Source organism: Erwinia sp. QL-Z3, assembly GCF_004551645.1.
Taxonomy (GTDB): domain Bacteria; phylum Pseudomonadota; class Gammaproteobacteria; order Enterobacterales; family Enterobacteriaceae; genus Erwinia; species Erwinia billingiae.
This window is the reverse complement of the sequence record NZ_CP037950.1, coordinates 13,902-31,048: the sequence shown is the minus strand read 5'-3', so window position 1 is coordinate 31,048 and position 17,147 is coordinate 13,902. Positions and strand designations below refer to the sequence as shown.

General features: G+C 56.2%; 16 protein-coding genes and 3 tRNA genes. 9 read left to right on the top strand and 10 right to left on the bottom strand.

Annotation, left to right across the window (positions count from 1 at the left end):
* The first annotated feature begins 6 nt into the window (after window positions 1-6).
* The 5 genes from E2F51_RS00890 to E2F51_RS00870 are packed head-to-tail and all read left to right on the top strand — an operon-like array spanning window position 7 to window position 5,681.
* A complete protein-coding gene (locus tag E2F51_RS00890) occupies window positions 7-975 on the top strand; it encodes an ABC transporter permease (protein ID WP_134822517.1) in 969 nt (322 codons plus the stop codon).
* A 14-nt stretch (window positions 976-989) separates the two neighbouring features.
* The gene (locus tag E2F51_RS00885; RefSeq protein ID WP_013203296.1) at window positions 990-1,982 is read left to right on the top strand and encodes an ABC transporter ATP-binding protein; all 993 of its coding nucleotides are present in this window, start codon (window positions 990-992) and stop codon (window positions 1,980-1,982) included.
* On the top strand, window positions 1,979-3,004 hold the full coding sequence (locus tag E2F51_RS00880) for an ABC transporter ATP-binding protein (protein ID WP_106381730.1): 1,026 nt from the start codon (window positions 1,979-1,981) through the stop codon (window positions 3,002-3,004). Before E2F51_RS00885 ends, E2F51_RS00880 begins: the two co-directional genes overlap by 4 nt.
* A complete protein-coding gene (locus E2F51_RS00875) occupies window positions 3,001-4,191 on the top strand; it encodes an amidohydrolase family protein (protein ID WP_134822516.1) in 1,191 nt (396 codons plus the stop codon). The genes E2F51_RS00880 and E2F51_RS00875 overlap by 4 nt, the downstream gene beginning before the upstream one ends.
* Window positions 4,188-5,681, top strand: coding sequence for an amidohydrolase family protein (locus E2F51_RS00870; RefSeq protein ID WP_245174162.1), 1,494 nt, complete (start codon window positions 4,188-4,190; stop codon window positions 5,679-5,681). Before E2F51_RS00875 ends, E2F51_RS00870 begins: the two co-directional genes overlap by 4 nt.
* Before the next feature lie 49 nt (window positions 5,682-5,730).
* Here E2F51_RS00870 and crr read toward each other — a convergent pair whose 3' ends face one another.
* The 5 genes from crr to cysZ form a co-directional block, all read right to left on the bottom strand.
* Window positions 5,731-6,234 (bottom strand): PTS glucose transporter subunit IIA, encoded by a 504-nt coding sequence (crr, locus tag E2F51_RS00865; protein WP_053144436.1) that lies wholly within the window; start codon window positions 6,232-6,234, stop codon window positions 5,731-5,733.
* Window positions 6,235-6,277: 43 nt separating this feature from the next.
* The gene (gene ptsI, locus E2F51_RS00860; RefSeq protein ID WP_134822515.1) at window positions 6,278-8,005 is read right to left on the bottom strand and encodes a phosphoenolpyruvate-protein phosphotransferase PtsI; all 1,728 of its coding nucleotides are present in this window, start codon (window positions 8,003-8,005) and stop codon (window positions 6,278-6,280) included.
* Between the two features lie 220 nt (window positions 8,006-8,225).
* Window positions 8,226-8,483, bottom strand: coding sequence for a phosphocarrier protein Hpr (gene ptsH, locus E2F51_RS00855; RefSeq protein WP_013203290.1), 258 nt, complete (start codon window positions 8,481-8,483; stop codon window positions 8,226-8,228).
* 392 nt (window positions 8,484-8,875) lie between these two features.
* The gene (gene cysK / locus E2F51_RS00845; protein WP_134822514.1) at window positions 8,876-9,847 is read right to left on the bottom strand and encodes a cysteine synthase A; all 972 of its coding nucleotides are present in this window, start codon (window positions 9,845-9,847) and stop codon (window positions 8,876-8,878) included.
* 129 nt (window positions 9,848-9,976) lie between these two features.
* Window positions 9,977-10,738: a sulfate transporter CysZ gene (gene cysZ / locus E2F51_RS00840; protein ID WP_013203288.1), complete on the bottom strand. Its 762-nt coding sequence runs from the start codon at window positions 10,736-10,738 to the stop codon at window positions 9,977-9,979.
* 220 nt (window positions 10,739-10,958) lie between these two features.
* Here cysZ and zipA point away from each other — a divergent pair, with 220 nt between their 5' ends.
* The 3 genes from zipA (at window position 10,959) to E2F51_RS00825 (ending at window position 14,243) form a co-directional block, all read left to right on the top strand.
* Window positions 10,959-11,921 (top strand): cell division protein ZipA, encoded by a 963-nt coding sequence (zipA, locus tag E2F51_RS00835; RefSeq protein ID WP_013203287.1) that lies wholly within the window; start codon window positions 10,959-10,961, stop codon window positions 11,919-11,921.
* 86 nt (window positions 11,922-12,007) lie between these two features.
* Window positions 12,008-14,026 (top strand): NAD-dependent DNA ligase LigA, encoded by a 2,019-nt coding sequence (gene ligA / locus E2F51_RS00830; RefSeq protein ID WP_134822513.1) that lies wholly within the window; start codon window positions 12,008-12,010, stop codon window positions 14,024-14,026.
* 1 nt (window position 14,027) lies between these two features.
* On the top strand, window positions 14,028-14,243 hold the full coding sequence (locus E2F51_RS00825) for a DUF3820 family protein (protein WP_013203285.1): 216 nt from the start codon (window positions 14,028-14,030) through the stop codon (window positions 14,241-14,243).
* Window positions 14,244-14,261: 18 nt separating this feature from the next.
* Here the strand turns inward: E2F51_RS00825 and E2F51_RS00820 are convergent, their stop codons facing one another.
* A complete protein-coding gene (locus tag E2F51_RS00820; RefSeq protein ID WP_134822512.1) occupies window positions 14,262-15,281 on the bottom strand; it encodes a bile acid:sodium symporter family protein in 1,020 nt (339 codons plus the stop codon).
* Window positions 15,282-15,377: 96 nt separating this feature from the next.
* On the opposite strand from E2F51_RS00820, the gene E2F51_RS00815 reads away from it, so the two are divergent.
* Window positions 15,378-16,298, top strand: coding sequence for a LysR family transcriptional regulator (locus E2F51_RS00815; RefSeq protein ID WP_053144426.1), 921 nt, complete (start codon window positions 15,378-15,380; stop codon window positions 16,296-16,298).
* Here E2F51_RS00815 and E2F51_RS00810 read toward each other — a convergent pair.
* The 4 genes from E2F51_RS00810 to E2F51_RS00795 form a co-directional block, all read right to left on the bottom strand.
* Window positions 16,295-16,648, bottom strand: a complete 354-nt coding sequence (locus tag E2F51_RS00810) for a FlxA-like family protein (protein ID WP_013203282.1) — start codon at window positions 16,646-16,648, stop codon at window positions 16,295-16,297. The genes E2F51_RS00815 and E2F51_RS00810 overlap by 4 nt on opposite strands.
* A 202-nt stretch (window positions 16,649-16,850) precedes the next feature.
* Window positions 16,851-16,926, bottom strand: a tRNA-Lys gene (locus E2F51_RS00805).
* Window positions 16,927-16,930: 4 nt separating this feature from the next.
* Window positions 16,931-17,006: transfer RNA gene (locus tag E2F51_RS00800), tRNA-Val, on the bottom strand.
* A gap of 30 nt (window positions 17,007-17,036) precedes the next feature.
* Window positions 17,037-17,112 (bottom strand) — tRNA-Val (locus E2F51_RS00795).
* Window positions 17,113-17,147: the final 35 nt, after the last annotated feature.

The window sequence follows — 17,147 nt, the reverse complement described above, 5'->3', positions numbered from 1 at the left end:
GGAATAATGAAAATGCCACAAAATCCGGCCGTAGCCGCGCCCAGCGGGAGCCTGACCCGGTTACGTCAGCGCCTTTCGGCCTGGCGGGACAGTGATTTTCTTTGGCTGTTCTGGCGCTCAAAGCCGGTGGTGCTGGCCTTTATCTGGACGCTGGTGCTGCTGCTGGCGGCGTTGTTCAGCCACTGGCTGGCACCGCACGCGATTTTTGACAGTTCCAGCTTCGATCTGATGGATTCAGAACTGCCGCCGGCCTGGCTGGAGGCCGGCGATGCGCGCTTCTGGCTGGGAACGGATGTGCAGGGCCGGGATGTGCTCTCCTTAATTCTTTACGGCTTAAGCATCTCCTTAACGGTTGGGGTGATCAGCGTGGGCTGCTCGCTGGTGGTAGGCACGCTGCTCGGGGTGATCAGCGGATATCTCGGCGGCTGGGTGGACACGCTGATCATGCGGCTTGCCGACGCGATGTTAAGTATTCCCACCATCATGTTTTCACTGTTGATCAGCGGCGTGGCGCGAGGGCTGGTGCCGAAAGAGATGTACGGTGCGGTGGCGATGCCGGTGATTGTGCTGGCGATTACCCTGACCGGCTGGATGCAGTATGCCCGCACCATCAGAAGCCTGACGCTGCTGGAGAAGCAGAAAGAGTATGTCCAGGCGTCCCGCGTCAGCGGTGGCGGCACCCTGCATATCATGTTTGCCCATATCCTGCCGAACGTCATCAGCCCGCTGTCGGTGCTGGCGACCCTGCATCTTGGGATGGCGATCCTCACTGAAGCCACGCTCTCGTTCCTCGGCGTCGGCATGCCGCCGGATCAACCTTCGCTGGGCACGCTGATCAACGAAGGCAATCAGTTTTTATTCTCGGGTCAGTGGTGGGTGGTGTTATTCCCGGCGCTGGTATTGGTGACGCTGTCGCTGGCGTTTAACGTGCTGGGCGACTGGCTGCGCGATGTGCTTAACCCGCGTCTGCGCTAAGTGAGAAAAGAATGATGAATCCTGACGCGATTGAAATTGAACCGTTGCTGGAAGTGAAGCAACTTTCGGTGGAATTCCTGCACCGTAAAGGCGATGTGCAGGCGCTGCATGAGGTCAGCTTCTCGCTGAAGCCGGGGGAAATCCTCGGCATCGTTGGCGAATCCGGTGCGGGGAAATCGCTGACCGGCGCGGCGATCAGCGGATTGCTGACCCTGCCGGGCCGCATCAGCGGTGGCGAAATCCGCTTTAATCACCAACGCATTGATAACCTGAAAGAGGAACCCCGCCGCAAGCTGCGTGGCAAAGCGATTGGTTGCATCTTCCAGGATCCGCTGACCAGCCTGAACCCGGTGTTGACCATCGGCGACCAGCTGACCGAAACCATTGCCACCCATCTCAAGCTTTCCGCGTCGGCGTGTCGCCAGCGGGCGATTGATTTGATGACCGAAGTCGGCATCAGCAGCCCGGAAATGCGTATGGACCAGTACCCGCATCAGCTTTCGGGTGGGTTGCGTCAGCGCATCGTTATCGCGCTGGCGCTGTGCGTCGATCCGCAGCTGGTGATCGCCGATGAACCGACCACGGCGCTGGATGTATCGGTGCAGGCACAGGTGCTGGCGCTGCTGCGGCGGTTATGCAAACAGCACCAAACCGCCGTAATGCTGATTACCCATGATATGGGGGTAATCGCCGAAATTTGCGATCGGGTAGCGGTGATGTACGCTGGCAGACTGGTGGAGATTGGGCCGGTTGCCGACGTCATTCACCATCCACGTCATCCCTATACCCAGGGGTTGATGGCGTCTATACCGTCGATGCATCAACGCCAGGAATTTCTCACCCAGATTGAAGGCGCGATGCCGCGTCTGACGCAACTGCCGTCGGGCTGTACCTTCCATCCGCGCTGCACGCACTGTACGGCTCACTGTCGTCAACAGGAGCCCGCCTTGCTGACTGTCGGCTCATCAAGCGTCGCCTGTCTTAACCTGCCTGGGAGTCCGCTATGAAACCCGTTTCGTCTCCACGCGTGGTGCTGTCGGTCAAGGATCTGCATATCAGTTTTCGGGTCGGTCAGCGCAGCCTGTTCAGCAAAGGTAAGCCGCCGCGGCTGCAGGCAGTGCGCGGCATCAGCTTCGATATTCGTCAGGGCGAAACCTTCAGCCTGGTTGGCGAATCCGGCTGCGGTAAATCGACGGTGGCGCGCGCGCTGGCCGGGCTTTATCAGCCGGAAGCGGGCGAGATCGCTTTTGCCGGGCAAACGTTAGATCCACAGGCGGCACCTTCTGCCAGCGGCATTCAGATGATTTTTCAGGATCCCTACGCCAGCCTGAATCCCCGCTGGCGAATCGAGCGGATTATTGCCGAGCCTCTGTGCCTGCAAAAGCGGGTAGGGCACTACCGTCAGGCGCGGCAGCAATGTATTGCTCTGCTGGAGCAGGTGGGGCTGACGGCGGCCGATATGGAGAAATATCCGCACCAGTTTTCAGGCGGGCAGCGGCAGCGAATTTCTATCGCCCGGGCGCTGGCAACCCAGCCGCGATTTTTGATCTGTGATGAGCCCACCTCGGCGCTGGATGTGTCGGTGCAGGCGCAGGTGCTGAACCTGATGCGCAAGCTTCAGCGCGAGCTGGGGCTGACCTACTTTTTTATCAGCCATAATATGTCGGTGATTTCGCACTTCTCCGACCGCGTGGGCGTGATGTATCTGGGGCGCATCGTTGAGACCGGCACCGTCGAGGAGATTTTCAGCCATCCGGCGCACCCTTATACCCGTCTGCTGATGGCCGCCATCCCCAATCTTGCGGGCAACACCCGCGAACGCAGCGCATTAACCGGCGAGGTTCCCAGCCCCTTAAATCCGCCCACCGGCTGTGCCTTCCACCCGCGTTGTCCGCACGCCACGGCGAAATGCCGCAGTGAAGCGCCCAAAATCCATTCCCGCTCGGCCAGCCATCAGGTGGAATGCCATTTCCCCGAGCTGGCGTTACCGCCTCAGCAATCCCTTATCACAGGAGCAGCAACCTTATGACCTTATTGATTAAGCAGGCGACGGCATTTGACCATCATCAACCCGAAGACTGGCTGCTGGAGCAGGGTAAAATCGTGGCCAGAGCCGCGACGTTGCCCGCACCGACCGCTGACTGTACGGTGATTGATGGCCGCGGCTACCAGCTGTTCCCAGGCCTGGTGGATGGGCACGCGCACATTGATAAAAGCGTCTGGGGACGCGACTGGTATCACAACGATGTGCCGCGGGATCTGACGGCGATTATCGCCAACGAACGGGACTATCGCCGCAATCAGCAGCCGGATATTCAGCTGCAATCGGAGCGGATAGCCCGTGAGTGCATCAGCCACGGCACCGCGTTTATCCGCAGCCATATCGACATCGATAACGAATGCGGGCTGAATAACCTTACTGGCGTGCTGGCCACCAAAGAAAAGCTGCGTGGACAGGTGGATATTGAAACCGTCGCCTTCCCGCAGAGCGGGATTTTGCGCAGTCCGGGAACGGAAGCACTGCTGGAAAAAGCGCTGCAGATGGGGGCCGATCTGATTGGCGGACTGGATCCCTGCTCGTATGAAAAGGATCCGGTTAAACACCTCGATATCATTTTCCGCCTGGCGACGAAATACGGCAAAGGCGTGGACATTCACCTGCACGAGCTGGGCGAACTGGGGGCGTTCAGCACCGAGCTGATCATCAACCGCACGCGGGAATACGGTTTAGCCGGCAAGGTGACCATCAGTCACGCTTTCTGCCTCGGGATGGTCGATGCCGACGCGCAGAAACGCTTTGCCGACCAGCTTGCCGAGCTGGACATCGCCATCGCCACCACCGCACCCACTAACGTCGCCGTTCCGCCGTTCGATCTGCTGCGTGCCGCAGGCGTGCGGGTCTGCGCCGGGAATGACGGCGTGCGCGATACCTGGAACCCCTATGGCAACGGCGATATGTTGCAGCGCGCGATGCTGATGGGCTTACGCTACCGCTGGCGCAAGGACAGTGAAATCCTCAAGGCTGCGCGAACCGTTACCGAAGGCGGCGCGGAGGTGATGCGGCTGGAAAATTACGGTCTGAACGTTGGCTGTCGGGCGGATATGGTGCTGGTGCCGGCCCGCGCGATGGCGGAAGCGATCGCCTGCCCGCCGTCGGGACGCACCGTGATCAAACAGGGCGTGGTGATTGCCCGCAACGGGGAGTGCCTGTTTTGACCGACATCCGGGAGAAAGTCAGCCGCATCCGGGCGCGCTGGGTGGTTGGCTATGAAAACGGCGATCATCAGCTTTTTCAGGATGGCGAAGTGGTCTGGCAGGGCGCGCAGATACTTTTTGTCGGCCATGGTTATCCGGGCGAGGTTGAGGATGAGATTGAGGCCGGAAATGCGCTGGTGGGGCCCGGTTTTATCGACCTGGACGCGCTGGGCGATGTCGATACTACCGTGCTGGGATTTGATAACCAGCCCGGCTGGCGTAAGGGCCGGGTTGTCGCCGCCGACTGGGTCCGGCGCGACCTGTACAGCCGGGACCAGCTCGACTTCAGTAAACGCTATGCTTACAGCCAGCTGTTACGCAACGGCATTACCACCGCACTTCCCATCACCTCAATCCTCTATCGCGAGTGGGCAGAAACCTTTGATGAATACTGCTACGCCGCTGACGTGGCGGAATCGCTGGGCATCCGCGCTTATCTTGGTCCGGCCTTTATGGCTGGCTACCACGTAGTGGAAGCCGACGGTAGCATTACTCTGCGGCTGGATGAAGCCAAAGGTCTGCACGGACTTGAGCAGGCGGTGGCGTTTGTCGACCGGCTGTCGGCGCGGAACTGCGCAACGGTTAAAGGTATGCTGGCACCGGATCGAATTGAAGGTGGCACGCCCGCGCTGTTTAACGGTCTCTCACAGGCTGTTAACGCGCTGCGCTGTCCGACACGCCTGCACTGTTGCCAAAGCCAGCTGGAGGTCAATGAGGTGGCTTCCCGCTTTGCAGGCAAGAGCTCGCTGGAAGTGCTGGAGGATTTCTCGCTGCTCAATCGCCATATGCTGTTACCGCATGGGCAGTTTTTAGGTGGTCCTCAGCCTGACAGCGTGAAGATCTCCGCAGACATCGCGCGGCTGGCGGCGTCGCAGGCCACGCTGATTTCCTGTCCGCTGGTGTCAGGGCGGCACGGTAAATATCTCGAATCCTTCGACGAGCTGCGTGAGAAGGGCGTAAACCTTGCGCTTGGCACCGATACCTTCCCGCCCGATATGATCAGCAATATGCATCTCGGCACTATTCTGAGCCGCGTGGTGGCGTCGGACAGCGCTGCAGCCAGCGCGGCCGGGTATTACCGTATGGCGACGCTGGGCGGTGCCAAAGCCCTTGGCAGAGAGGATTTAGGGCGACTGGCTGCGGGCGCGCAGGCGGATATTGTGCTGTTCGATCTGGATGAACCGGCGATGGGGCAGGTTTTTGATCCGATCACCGCGTTGGTGATTAACGGCAACGGCCGCGATGTGCAGGGCGTGATTGTGGCAGGAGAGAAGGTGTTGTGGGACCGACAGCTGGTTAAGCCGGGTTTTGATCTCGATCGGCTGCATCACCAGGCGGGCATTCAGCTGACCGAGTTGCAGCAAACCTATCCGGAGCGAAGCTGGCAGCATCCTGAGGTCAGCGAGATATTTCGCTCTTCGTTCCCCATCCGACGCGGCAAACAGCCATAAAAAAAGCCCCCTGACAGCTCAGGGGGCTCTGTTTCAGACGCAAAACCGATTACTTACGGATACGGATCACAGGTGTTTCACCCACGACCACAGAACCTGTCAGTTTAACCAGCTCTTTGATCTCATCCATGTTGGAGATGACGACCGGCGTCAGCGTTGATTTCGCTTTTTCTTCCAAAAGTGCCAGGTCGAACTCGATAACGACGTCGCCTTTTTTCACTTTCTGGCCTTCTTCAGCGATGCGCTTGAAGCCTTCACCCTTCAGTTCAACCGTATCAATTCCGAAGTGGACGAACAGCTCGATGCCGTTGTCTGACTCGATGGAAAATGCATGATTGGTTTCGAAAATTTTACCGATGGTGCCATCAACCGGCGCAACCATTTTATTGCCAGTAGGTTTGATAGCGATACCGTCGCCAACAATTTTCTCCGCAAACACTACGTCCGGTACGTCTTCGATATTGACGATTTCACCAGACAGTGGCGCTACGATCTCAATGGCTCCAGATGCGGTATCTGACTTATCGCCAAAAAGTTTTGAAAACAAACCCATGATCTTCTCCTAAGCAGTAATATTGGGCCAGCGTCTACACATCTTAGCAGAGTGTTTTTTCTTCAATGAACTTGTTAACCAGGTTCATCAACTCATCCGCTGTCGGTTGAGCCATAGCCTGCTCTGCTAATGCCTTCGCATCTTCAAAATTCGTATTACGAATAATTTTCTTGATGCGTGGGATAGAAATGGCACTCATGCTGAATTCGTCCAGCCCCATTCCCAATAACAACAGTGTAGCACGTTCATCGCCAGCCAGCTCACCACACATCCCTGTCCATTTGCCTTCAGCATGAGACGCATCAATAACTTGCTTGATAAGTGTCAGTACGGAAGGGGTCATCGGGTTGTACAGATGCGAGATCAGATCGTTACCACGGTCAACCGCCAGCGTGTACTGCGTCAGGTCGTTGGTACCAATACTGAAGAAATCAACTTCTTTAGCCAGATGATGCGCAATTGCCGCTGAAGCCGGTGTTTCCACCATAATGCCCACTTCAATGGTCTCATCAAAGGCTTTGCCTTCTTCGCGCAGCTGCGCTTTCAGCGTTTCCAGCTCGCCTTTCAGGGTGCGAACTTCTTCGACCGAAATGATCATCGGGAACATGATGCGCAGCTTGCCGAAAGCGGAAGCACGCAGGATAGCGCGCAGCTGAGCATGCAGGATTTCCGGACGGTCCATCGCGATACGGATGGCGCGCCAGCCGAGGAATGGGTTGTCTTCTTTTGGCAGGTTCATGTACGGCAGATCTTTATCGCCGCCGATGTCCATGGTGCGCACGATCACTGCCTGCGAGCCCATCGCTTCAGCCACGGCTTTATAAGCCTGGAACTGCTCTTCTTCGGTAGGCAGGGAGTCACGGTCCATAAACAGGAATTCGGTACGGTACAGGCCGACACCTTCTGCGCCGTTACGCTCAGCGCCGGCGACGTCGCGCACGGTACCGATGTTGGCACAGACTTCAACCTGATGGCCATCAAGCGTAATCGCCGGCAGATCTTTCAGCTTCGCCAGGTCGTTTTTCTCGCCCACGTACTGCGCGTGAATCGCCTTCAGCTCTTCAATTTTTTCTGCGGTTGGATTGACGTAAATCTGGTTGTTTACGCCGTCCAGAATCAGATAGTCGTCGTTCTTCACCTGAGTGGTGACATTGCCGGTACCGACGATGGCAGGGATCTCAAGGGAACGCGCCATAATCGAGGTGTGCGAGGTACGGCCACCCAGATCGGTAATAAAGCCCAGCACCTTGTCGAGGTTCAGCTGTGCGGTCTCTGACGGCGTCAGATCCTTGGCAACCAGCAGCACTTCATCAGCAATGGCGCTGAGATCGACGATGTGCAGACCCAGAATGTTCTGCAACAGACGCTTACCGATGTCGCGCACGTCAGCCGCACGCTCTTTCAGGTATTCATCATCCAGCTCTTCTAACGCTTTCGCCTGGCCTTCAATCACAGAGTGAGCAGCCGCGTCGGCAGAAGACAGATCGTCTTTAATCAGGGCTATGATTTCCTGTTCCAGCTCTTCATCTTCCAGCAGCATAATATGCCCTTCGAAGATGGCCGCTTTCTCTTCACCCAGCGATTCGCCGGCTTTGATGCGGATCGCTTCCAGCTGGCTTGCAGCCTTGGTGCGACCGTCGAGAAAACGCTGAACTTCTTGCTCAACCTGGTCGGCAGCAATTTTTTTCCGGTTGATGACTATCTCATCTTCTTTCAGCAGAAGCGCTTTGCCAAAAGCGATACCCGGTGATGCTAAAATACCTGAAATCATAACCCTACCTTTTTAATTACTAGTAATCACCCGGGGCGAACAACCCAAAATCTGTGGGTCAATCACCTCAGCGAGCCAGCCTCTATGTAGGCGACAGCGTAACACGCTGGCTGCTCCCGGTTTGCACAGAAACGTACTTTACGAAAGCAACAACGCGGACATGCTGTCCGCGATCAATATGTTTGCACTAATTTTACTGGCTCAGCGTGAGAAGAGGCGCTTATTCGAGCTCTGCCATCAGCTTGACCAGATGCTCAACCGCTTTCTGCTCGTCTTCACCTTCAGCAGACAGCATCACCACAGTTCCCTGAGTCAGGCCCAGAGTCTGCAGCTTGAACAGGCTTTTCGCGCTGGCTGATTTGCCGTTAGAGGTCACGGTGATGTCTGATGCAAAAGCTTTCGCTTCTTTCACGAACTGTGCAGCAGGGCGGGTATGAAGGCCGTTAGGTGCGGTGATGGTAACTTCTTGCTGGAACATGCTTTTTCCCCAACTTATTTTGTTTGATGTTATCGACCTAAAGTCTAGCCTGGTGACCGGACTTTAGCCTGGATGTGTCGCGCTAGCCTGCGTACAAAGACGCGCCAAAAAATGCGCTGTTTAAGGGTAGGGTGGAGGCGGAGTAAAACCTGTTACGCGCCATCACTAACCTGTTCCCATTATGCCGCGAATTGTGCCGTAGCGCCAAACCAGTAAATCGATTCAGCTTGATCCATCTCACGCGGCGATTAATTTTGTGGATCGAAATAATGGCAGCTTAGATACCAGACACTGACGGGTAAAAGCAATCTGCAGGATGGCAAAACTTTGATGTGCTCCACAAAAAAGCACCCGTTTGGGTGCTTTTTTAGACAAATCCGCCTGCTGCAGCGTTACTGCTGCAATTCTTTCTCGGTGAAGAGATCGGCAAACAGCGCAGTACTCAAATAGCGTTCGCCGGAGGACGGCAAAATCACCACGATGGTCTTATTGGCGAAGGCTTCTTCTTCCTGCAGCTTCAGTGCTGCAGCAACCGCCGCACCGGAAGAGATGCCGGCCAGAATCCCTTCTTCTTCCATCAGACGACGGGCAGTAGAAATGGATTCTTCGTTGGTGATCGCCACCACGCGGTCAATCAGGTTCAGGTCGAGATTGCCTGGGATAAACCCGGCACCGATACCCTGGATTTTGTGCGGGCCTGGCTTGATCTCTTCGCCTGCTAACGCCTGAGCGATAACCGGAGAATCCGTTGGCTCTACTGCAACGGTGATCAAATCCTTTTTGCCTTTGGTATTTTTCAGATAACGGCTAACGCCGGTCAGCGTTCCGCCGGTACCGACACCAGCGATAAACACAGCCACGTTGCCATCGGTGTCTTCCCAGATTTCAGGACCGGTGGTTTTTTCGTGGATTTCTGGGTTGGCTGGGTTGCTGAACTGCTGCAACAGCACGAATTTGTCTGGATTGCTGGCAACCACTTCTTCCGCTTTGGCGATGGCACCTTTCATGCCTTTTGCGCCTTCGGTCAGGATCAGGTTGGCACCCAGCGCTTTAAGCAGCTTGCGGCGCTCAACGCTCATCGTTTCCGGCATGGTCAGCGTCAGCTTGTAACCGCGCGCAGCGGCAACATAGGCCAGTGCGATACCGGTGTTACCGCTGGTTGGTTCAACCAGTTCAACACCTGGCTTCAGAATGCCACGTTTCTCTGCGTCCCAAATCATATTGGCACCGATACGGCATTTTATGCTGAAGCTCGGGTTACGGGATTCCACTTTTACCAGAATGCGACCGTTACCGATGCGGTTCAGACGAACCAACGGTGTATGACCGATTGTTAAAGAGTTGTCTTCATAAATCTTACTCATAGCCCGTCCTTAACTGTATGAAAAATTGGGAACGCAGAAAGCATACCCGCTTCAGTTTCTCAAGGAAGTGAAGAAATCGTATATATATATGTTATGCAGAAATAAGGGCAATGGAAATGGCATAAGGCCCTACGCCACTCGCCCGAGCGTCGTGCGATAGCGGTCAACCCACATCGCTGTCGCGCCACAAACCGCCACCGGCATGATCGCCAAATTCAGAATAGGGACCATGGTGAACAGGCTGACCAGCGCGCCAAACTGCATGTTGTCGGTTTTGTTTTGCCGCAATGCCATGCGCATCTGCTGGAAGCTGACTTTATGGTTATCGAACGGGTAGTCACAGTACTGAATCGACAGCATCCAGGCGCTAAACAGGAACCACAGCACCGGCGCAACGGTCTGGCCAAAGCCCGGCACAAAGTAAAGGATCAACAGCACAATCGCGCGGGGCAGGTAGTAGGCCAGCTTTTGCCATTCGCGTTTCATGATGCGCGGAAGATCTTTCACCAGACCGGCCCAGCCACTGTCTGGCAGCGGCTTGCCCGTTAATCTGGCTTCAAGCTGCTCGGCCAACAGGCCACAGAACGGCGCGGCTATCCAGTTGGCAATGGTGGAGAAGAAATAACTGAACACCAATACGATTGAAATAACGGTCAGCGGCCAGAGCAAATAGCTTAGCCATTGCAGCCAGTCGGGAACTTTAGCCATCAGGGCCGGGAGCCACTGGCCAAGTTGCCAGAACAGCCAGATAAAAGCACCGCCCATTAGCAGGACGTTGATCGCCAATGGCACAATCACAAAGCGGCGGATGCCCGGCAAGCGGATCAACTTCCAGCCCTGCGAAAAATAGTGAATGCCATTAACAGAAGGTGGGGTATTTGTCGGGGCCATGGTCTGATTTTCTCCTTACAGACGGTGTTGCAACGCTAGCATAACTCAGCTATTTGCGCTGACCAGTGCGCTTTTGAACGAAAAAACAGCAAAAAACCGTGTTGATGCACGCTTATTTGTCAGAAAATACTGCACGGACTTGCACTTGTTAACCAGGGCAAATACAGTTAGAGGATAAAGTTTGCCGCGGTGGCAAGGTATTGGAACAACAGAGAATACAATGATGCAGGATTTGCGTCTGATATTAATCGTTGTTGGCGCGATCGCCATAATAGCGCTTTTACTGCACGGCCTCTGGACCAGCCGTAAAGAGCGCTCATCCGTTTTTCGCGATCGCCCTCACAAGCGTTTAAAACAGGAAAGAGAAGAGACATTTGACGACGTCGATGATGGCGTGGGTGAAGTGCGGGTGAAACGGTCGCGAGCTGATGATGAAGACGATGATGTCGTTCCTCCAGCCGCTTTTGGCACTGATCAAGCGCCACCGCGTCCCGTTCGTGCCCAGCCTGAACCGGTACGTCACCAGCCGCAGATTGACGAGCAGCCGGAGCTCGATCCGCTGTTCGGTGGCGAACTGCCGCATGCGCCTGAACCTGATTACGACGATGAGCCGGAGCCTGTTCGTCAGCAGCCGCCTGTTCATCAGCCGCAGCCTGCCGCTAAGCCTGACGTCGCTACCCGTGCGCCGGTTGCCGAGGCTAAAGCGGAACCGGTCGCCGCAGAGCCAGAAGCGCCTGCAGCGGCACCGAAGCAGGAACGCGCGAAGGAAACCGTGCTGGTGCTGCATGTCGGCGCCCACGCTGGCGGCACGCTGAACGGCGAAGCGCTGTTACAGGGCGTGCTGCAGGCGGGCTTCCAGTTCGGTGAGATGAACATCTTCCACCGTCACCTGAGCCCGGCCGGAAGCGGCCCTGTGCTGTTCAGCCTGGCGAACATGGTGAAACCTGGTTCGTTTAACCCCGACGATATGGGTGATTTCACCACGCCGGGCATTTCCATCTTTATGATGGTGCCTTCTTATGGTGATGCGAATCAGAACTTCAAGCTGATGCTGCAATCTGCCCAGCGTATCGCCGACGATGTGGGCGGTGTGGTGCTGGATGATGAGCGCCGCATGATGACGCCGCAGAAGCTGGAAACCTATAAAAACCGTATTCGTGATGTGATCGAGGCCAACGCCTGACTCACTGAGCAGTAAGGCAACAGCCTGACTTCCCGTTTTTCCAAAACCCCCGCCAGTCGGGGGTTTTTTATCGCTATGGTGCCGCTATGGAATCCGTACAAGACAAAATCACTGCGCTGCAAACTACTCTCCGCCATCACGAATATCAGTATCACGTGATGGACGATCCTGAGGTTCCCGATGCGGAATACGATCGGCTGATGCGCGAACTGCGCGAGCTGGAACAGGCACATCCTGAACTGGTCACCGCCGATTCGCCCACTCAACGCGTTGGCGCGGCACCGCTCGGCGCTTTTGAGCAGGTTCGTCACGAAGTACCGATGCTGTCGTTGGATAACGCCTTTGATGAGGAGAGCTATCTGGCTTTCTATAAGCGGGTGCAGGATCGGTTAAAGAATACCGACGACATCACCTTCTGCTGCGAGCTGAAGCTGGATGGACTGGCGGTCAGTCTGCTGTATGAAGATGGCCTGCTGGTGCGGGCTGCGACGCGTGGCGACGGCACAACCGGTGAGAATATTACCGCCAACGTGCGCACTATTCGCGCCATTCCCCTGCGTTTGCACGGCGAGAATATCCCGTCGCGGGTGGAAGTGCGTGGCGAAGTCTTTATGCCGCTGGCAGGATTTGAAGCGTTAAATAATGAAGCGCGCCGCACAGGTAACAAAGTTTTTGCCAACCCGCGCAATGCCGCCGCAGGCTCGCTGCGCCAGCTTGATCCCCGCATCACCGCCAAACGCCCGCTGACCTTTTTCTGTTACGGCTTTGGCCTGCTGGAAGGCGGCGAGATGCCGCGCAGCCATATGGCGCGTTTGCAGCAGTTTAAGGCCTGGGGCTTGCCGGTCAGCGACCGCATCAAGCTTTGCCATACTGCCGAGGAAGTTTTGGCCTTCTATCGTCAGGTTGAGCAGGATCGCCCGACCTTAGGGTTTGATATTGATGGTGTGGTCATCAAGGGGGATTCACAGGATCTGCAGGAGCAGTTAGGGTTTGTCGCCAGGGCCCCGCGTTGGGCGGTGGCGTTTAAGTTCCCGGCGCAGGAGCAGATGACCACCGTGCGTGATGTCGAGTTTCAGGTGGGCCGGACGGGCGCTATCACCCCGGTAGCCCGACTGGAGCCGGTGCAGGTGGCTGGCGTGATTGTCAGCAACGCTACGCTGCATAACGCCGATGAAATCGAGCGTCTTGGGCTGCGTATCGGCGACCGGGTGATTATCCGTCGCGCCGGTGACGTTATCCCGCAGGTGGTCGGGGTGATTGAGTCAGAGCGCCCGGACGATGCGCGCGAAGTGGTATTCCCAACCCATTGCCCGGTCTGTGGCTCCGATGTCGAGCGCGTCGAGGGTGAAGTCGTTGCACGCTGTACCGGCGGCCTGATCTGCGGTGCTCAGCGCAAAGGCGCACTCAAGCATTTCGTTTCCCGCCGCGCGCTGGATGTTGATGGCTTGGGCGACAAGATTATCGATCAGCTGGTGGAGAAAGAGTACGTCCATACGCCAGCCGATCTGTTCAGGCTGACCGCAGGCAAACTCACCGGGCTGGATCGGATGGGGCCAAAGTCAGCGCAAAACGTGGTGAACTCGCTGGAGAAGGCGAAGACTACCACGCTGGCGCGTTTCCTTTACTCCCTTGGCATCAGTGAAGTGGGTGAAGCGACAGCCGCTAACCTTGCTGCGCACTTTGGCTCGCTGGAGAAGATCATGGCCGCCGATCTGGACGCGCTAATCGCGGTACAGGATGTCGGCACCGTGGTGGCCAGCCATCTGCGTAACTTTATGGATGAAGAGAGCAACCGCGAGGTGATCCGTCAGCTGGTGGAAGAAGCGGGTATCAACTGGCCGGCCGTTGAAGTGGTCAATGCGGCTGAGATCGACAGTCCGTTTGCCGGAAAAACCGTGGTTCTGACCGGTTCACTGACGATTCTGTCGCGCGATGAAGCGAAAGATCGCCTGACGGCGTTAGGCGCCAAGGTCAGCGGCAGCGTATCGAAGAAAACGGATCTGGTGATTGCCGGCGAAGCGGCAGGCTCCAAGCTGGCCAAGGCTCAGGAATTGGGTATCGACGTGATTGATGAAGCTGAGATGATCCGGTTACTGGGAGAGTGAGATGGAAAAAGAGCATTTGCTTGAAATCGCCAACAGCATCATGCCTTTTGGTAAATATAAGGGCAGGGCGCTGATTGATTTACCGGAAGAGTATCTGTTGTGGTTTGAACGGAAGGGTGAATTTCCGGCGGGTCATCTGGGTGAGCTGCTGCAGCTCACCCTCGCGATAAAAATCGAAGGGCTTGATGGGCTGGTGAAACCGCTGAAGCGCGGGTGATCACCAGCCCGGTCTGCATTACTTCTGCGATTCAACCACGGCGGGTTTTGCTTCCAGCTGCTGCTTAGCCGCCAGCTTCTCGCCAGCTTTTTTATAGCGTTGCGCCAGCATCGAGCAGACCATCAGCTGCACCTGATGGAAAATCATTAGCGGCAGCACGATGATGCCCACCGAGGCCGACGGGAACAGAATGTTGGCCATCGGTACACCATTCGCCAGGCTCTTTTTCGAGCCGCAGAACAGGATGGTGATTTCATCTGCGCGATTAAAGCGGAACAGTCGTGCGACCAGCAGGTTGATCACCAGCGCCACAAACAGGATCCCCAGGCTACCTGCAACGATATACAGCAGCGTAGATGCGCCCACGCGATGCCAGATGCCGTTTACCACCGCTTCACTGAACGCGGAATAGACCACCAGCAGAATCGACGCCTGGTCGGTTTTACCAATCAGCCCGCGGTTTCTCTCCACCCAGCCCGCAATCCAGCGGCGTGAAAGGTGACCCACCACGAACGGCACCAGCAGCTGCAGCATAATCTTACCGATCTGCTCAAAACTGCCGCCGGCAGCATCGCTGTGCACGTTCATCACCAGGCCCACCAGCATCGGCGAGATAAATACGCCCAGCAGGCTGGACGCCGAGGCGCTACACACCGCCGCGGCGACGTTGCCGCCTGCCAGTGAGGTCAGGGCAATGGCTGACTGGACGGTGGCCGGCAGAATGCACAGGTACAGGAAGCCGGTATAGATTTCCGCGCTTACCGGCAGCGGGTGCCACCAGACGAACAGCAGGCCGAGGATTGGGAACAGCACGAAGGTGCTGCACATCACCCACAGATGCAGCCGCCAATGGCTGCCACCGGCAATAATTTTTTCTTTAGACAGCTTGGCGCCGTGCATAAAGAACAACAGCGCAATCGCCGCCGTGGTCAGGTATTCAAAGAATTCCACAAAATGCCCACGCGCGGGCAGGAAGGTTGCCAGCAGCACGGTAATAATCAGTTTCAACATCAGGGGATCGATACGGAAGATGCCCATTGTTAATGCCTGGTTAAAAAAATGATGGGGGCTATTGTGCGCTGGGCGGTTTTAGAAATAAAATTGATTTATTGAATACATATATGAATAAAACAGATGAATTATACCCTGCGTCAACTTCGCGTGTTTGTCGCCGTGGCCCAGCAAGGCAGTTTCAGCCAGGCCGGGCAGCTGATCGGACTGAGCCAGTCCGCGGTCAGCCACAGCATTAAAGAGCTGGAAGGGGAGATGGGCATCCGTTTGCTGGATCGCACCACGCGGGAAGTGTTGCTGACCGAAGCCGGAGAACAGCTCTCCAGCCGGCTTGAGCGGCTACTGGAAGAGCTGAATACCACCTTGCTGGATGTACGCAGCTACGGGCAGCAGAGAAGCGGCACGGTGCGGGTAGCTGCCAGCCAGACCATCGCCGCGCATTTAATGCCGCAGTGCCTTGCCGCCAGCACGGAGCATTTTCCTGATATCAAAGTGATGCTGCGCGATCGTCCTCAGCAATGGGTGCTGCAAAGCATTCGCAATGCGGAAGTGGACTTCGGTATTGTTGTCGGGCCGCTGCCGGAAGAGGATTTCGAAACGGAAGCGATCCTCGATGAACCTTTTTTGCTGTTGTGCCGTAAGGACGATCCATTGGCGGCTCAGCAAACCATTCACTGGCAGATGCTTAACCAGCGGCAGCTGGTGCTGCAGGATTATGCCTCCGGCAGTCGGGTTCTTATCGATGAGGCATTACGCGTCCAGCAGGTGCAGGCGGAGATTGTGCAGGAGATCGGTCATCCCGCCACGCTCTATCCGATGGTGGAAGCGGGAATTGGCATCAGTATTCTTCCGGCGCTGGCATTGCCGTTGCCTGAAGGCAGGCCGTTGCTGGTCAGGCGTATGGTGCCGGAGATTAACCGCACCATTGTGCTGGTGCGCCGTAAAAATCGCTCGCTTACGCCCGCAGCCGAGGCCATCTGGCAGGAAGTACGCCAGCAGGCACTCCTGCTGACGCAACAACGCAAGAAAACTCCGGCGTTTTAGATATAGACGTTCAGCGTGTTGGTGGCAGTAGGACGGTTTACGCCATCTGCCGCTTTAGAAATGGTGTTGGCAGTGTCATCTTTCGCGCTGCTTTGCTTTTCCTGCGCCTTCTCAGCCTGCTGCTGCTCAACCTGAGCAATCTGCGCTTCAATCATCTGAATCTGGCCTTCGATCAACTGCTGTTGTTCAGACTTTTGTTCATCCGTCAGCGTCGTGTCGTTGCCCAAATCCTTTAACTGCGCCTGCAGTTGGGTGATCTGCTTGTTGAGGGTGGCAACCTGAGAGGCCGACCCGCCGCCTGAACTTCCAGAGCCAATAGAGGATAGGGAGTTGGAACTGATTGTAGTCATCGCTTTCTCCTGTGTAATAGACCAATACGGTTATCGGTAGGAGTGGCGGGATACTTGATGAGAAAAATCGTAAAAGAAGTGCTAAAAAATCGAAAAGGAAAAAGAGTGGCTGTCTATCTCCGTTCGACTCGACCTGCTGCAGGTTCAAATCCTTCACGAATCGCAGATAGCAAAAAGGCGCCTTTAGGGCGCCTTCGTACATTGGTGGGTCGTGCAGGATTCGAACCTGCGACCAATTGATTAAAAGTCAACTGCTCTACCAACTGAGCTAACGACCCGAAGTGGTGGGTGATGACGGGCTCGAACCGCCGACCCCCTCCGTGTAAAGGAGATGCTCTACCAACTGAGCTAATCACCCACTTCGGTACTTCACGAAACTGCTGAGAGATGGTGGGTGATGACGGGCTCGAACCGCCGACCCCCTCCGTGTAAAGGAGATGCTCTACCAACTGAGCTAATCACCCATCTCTGAGAACTTCGGTACTGCTTAACACTGCGG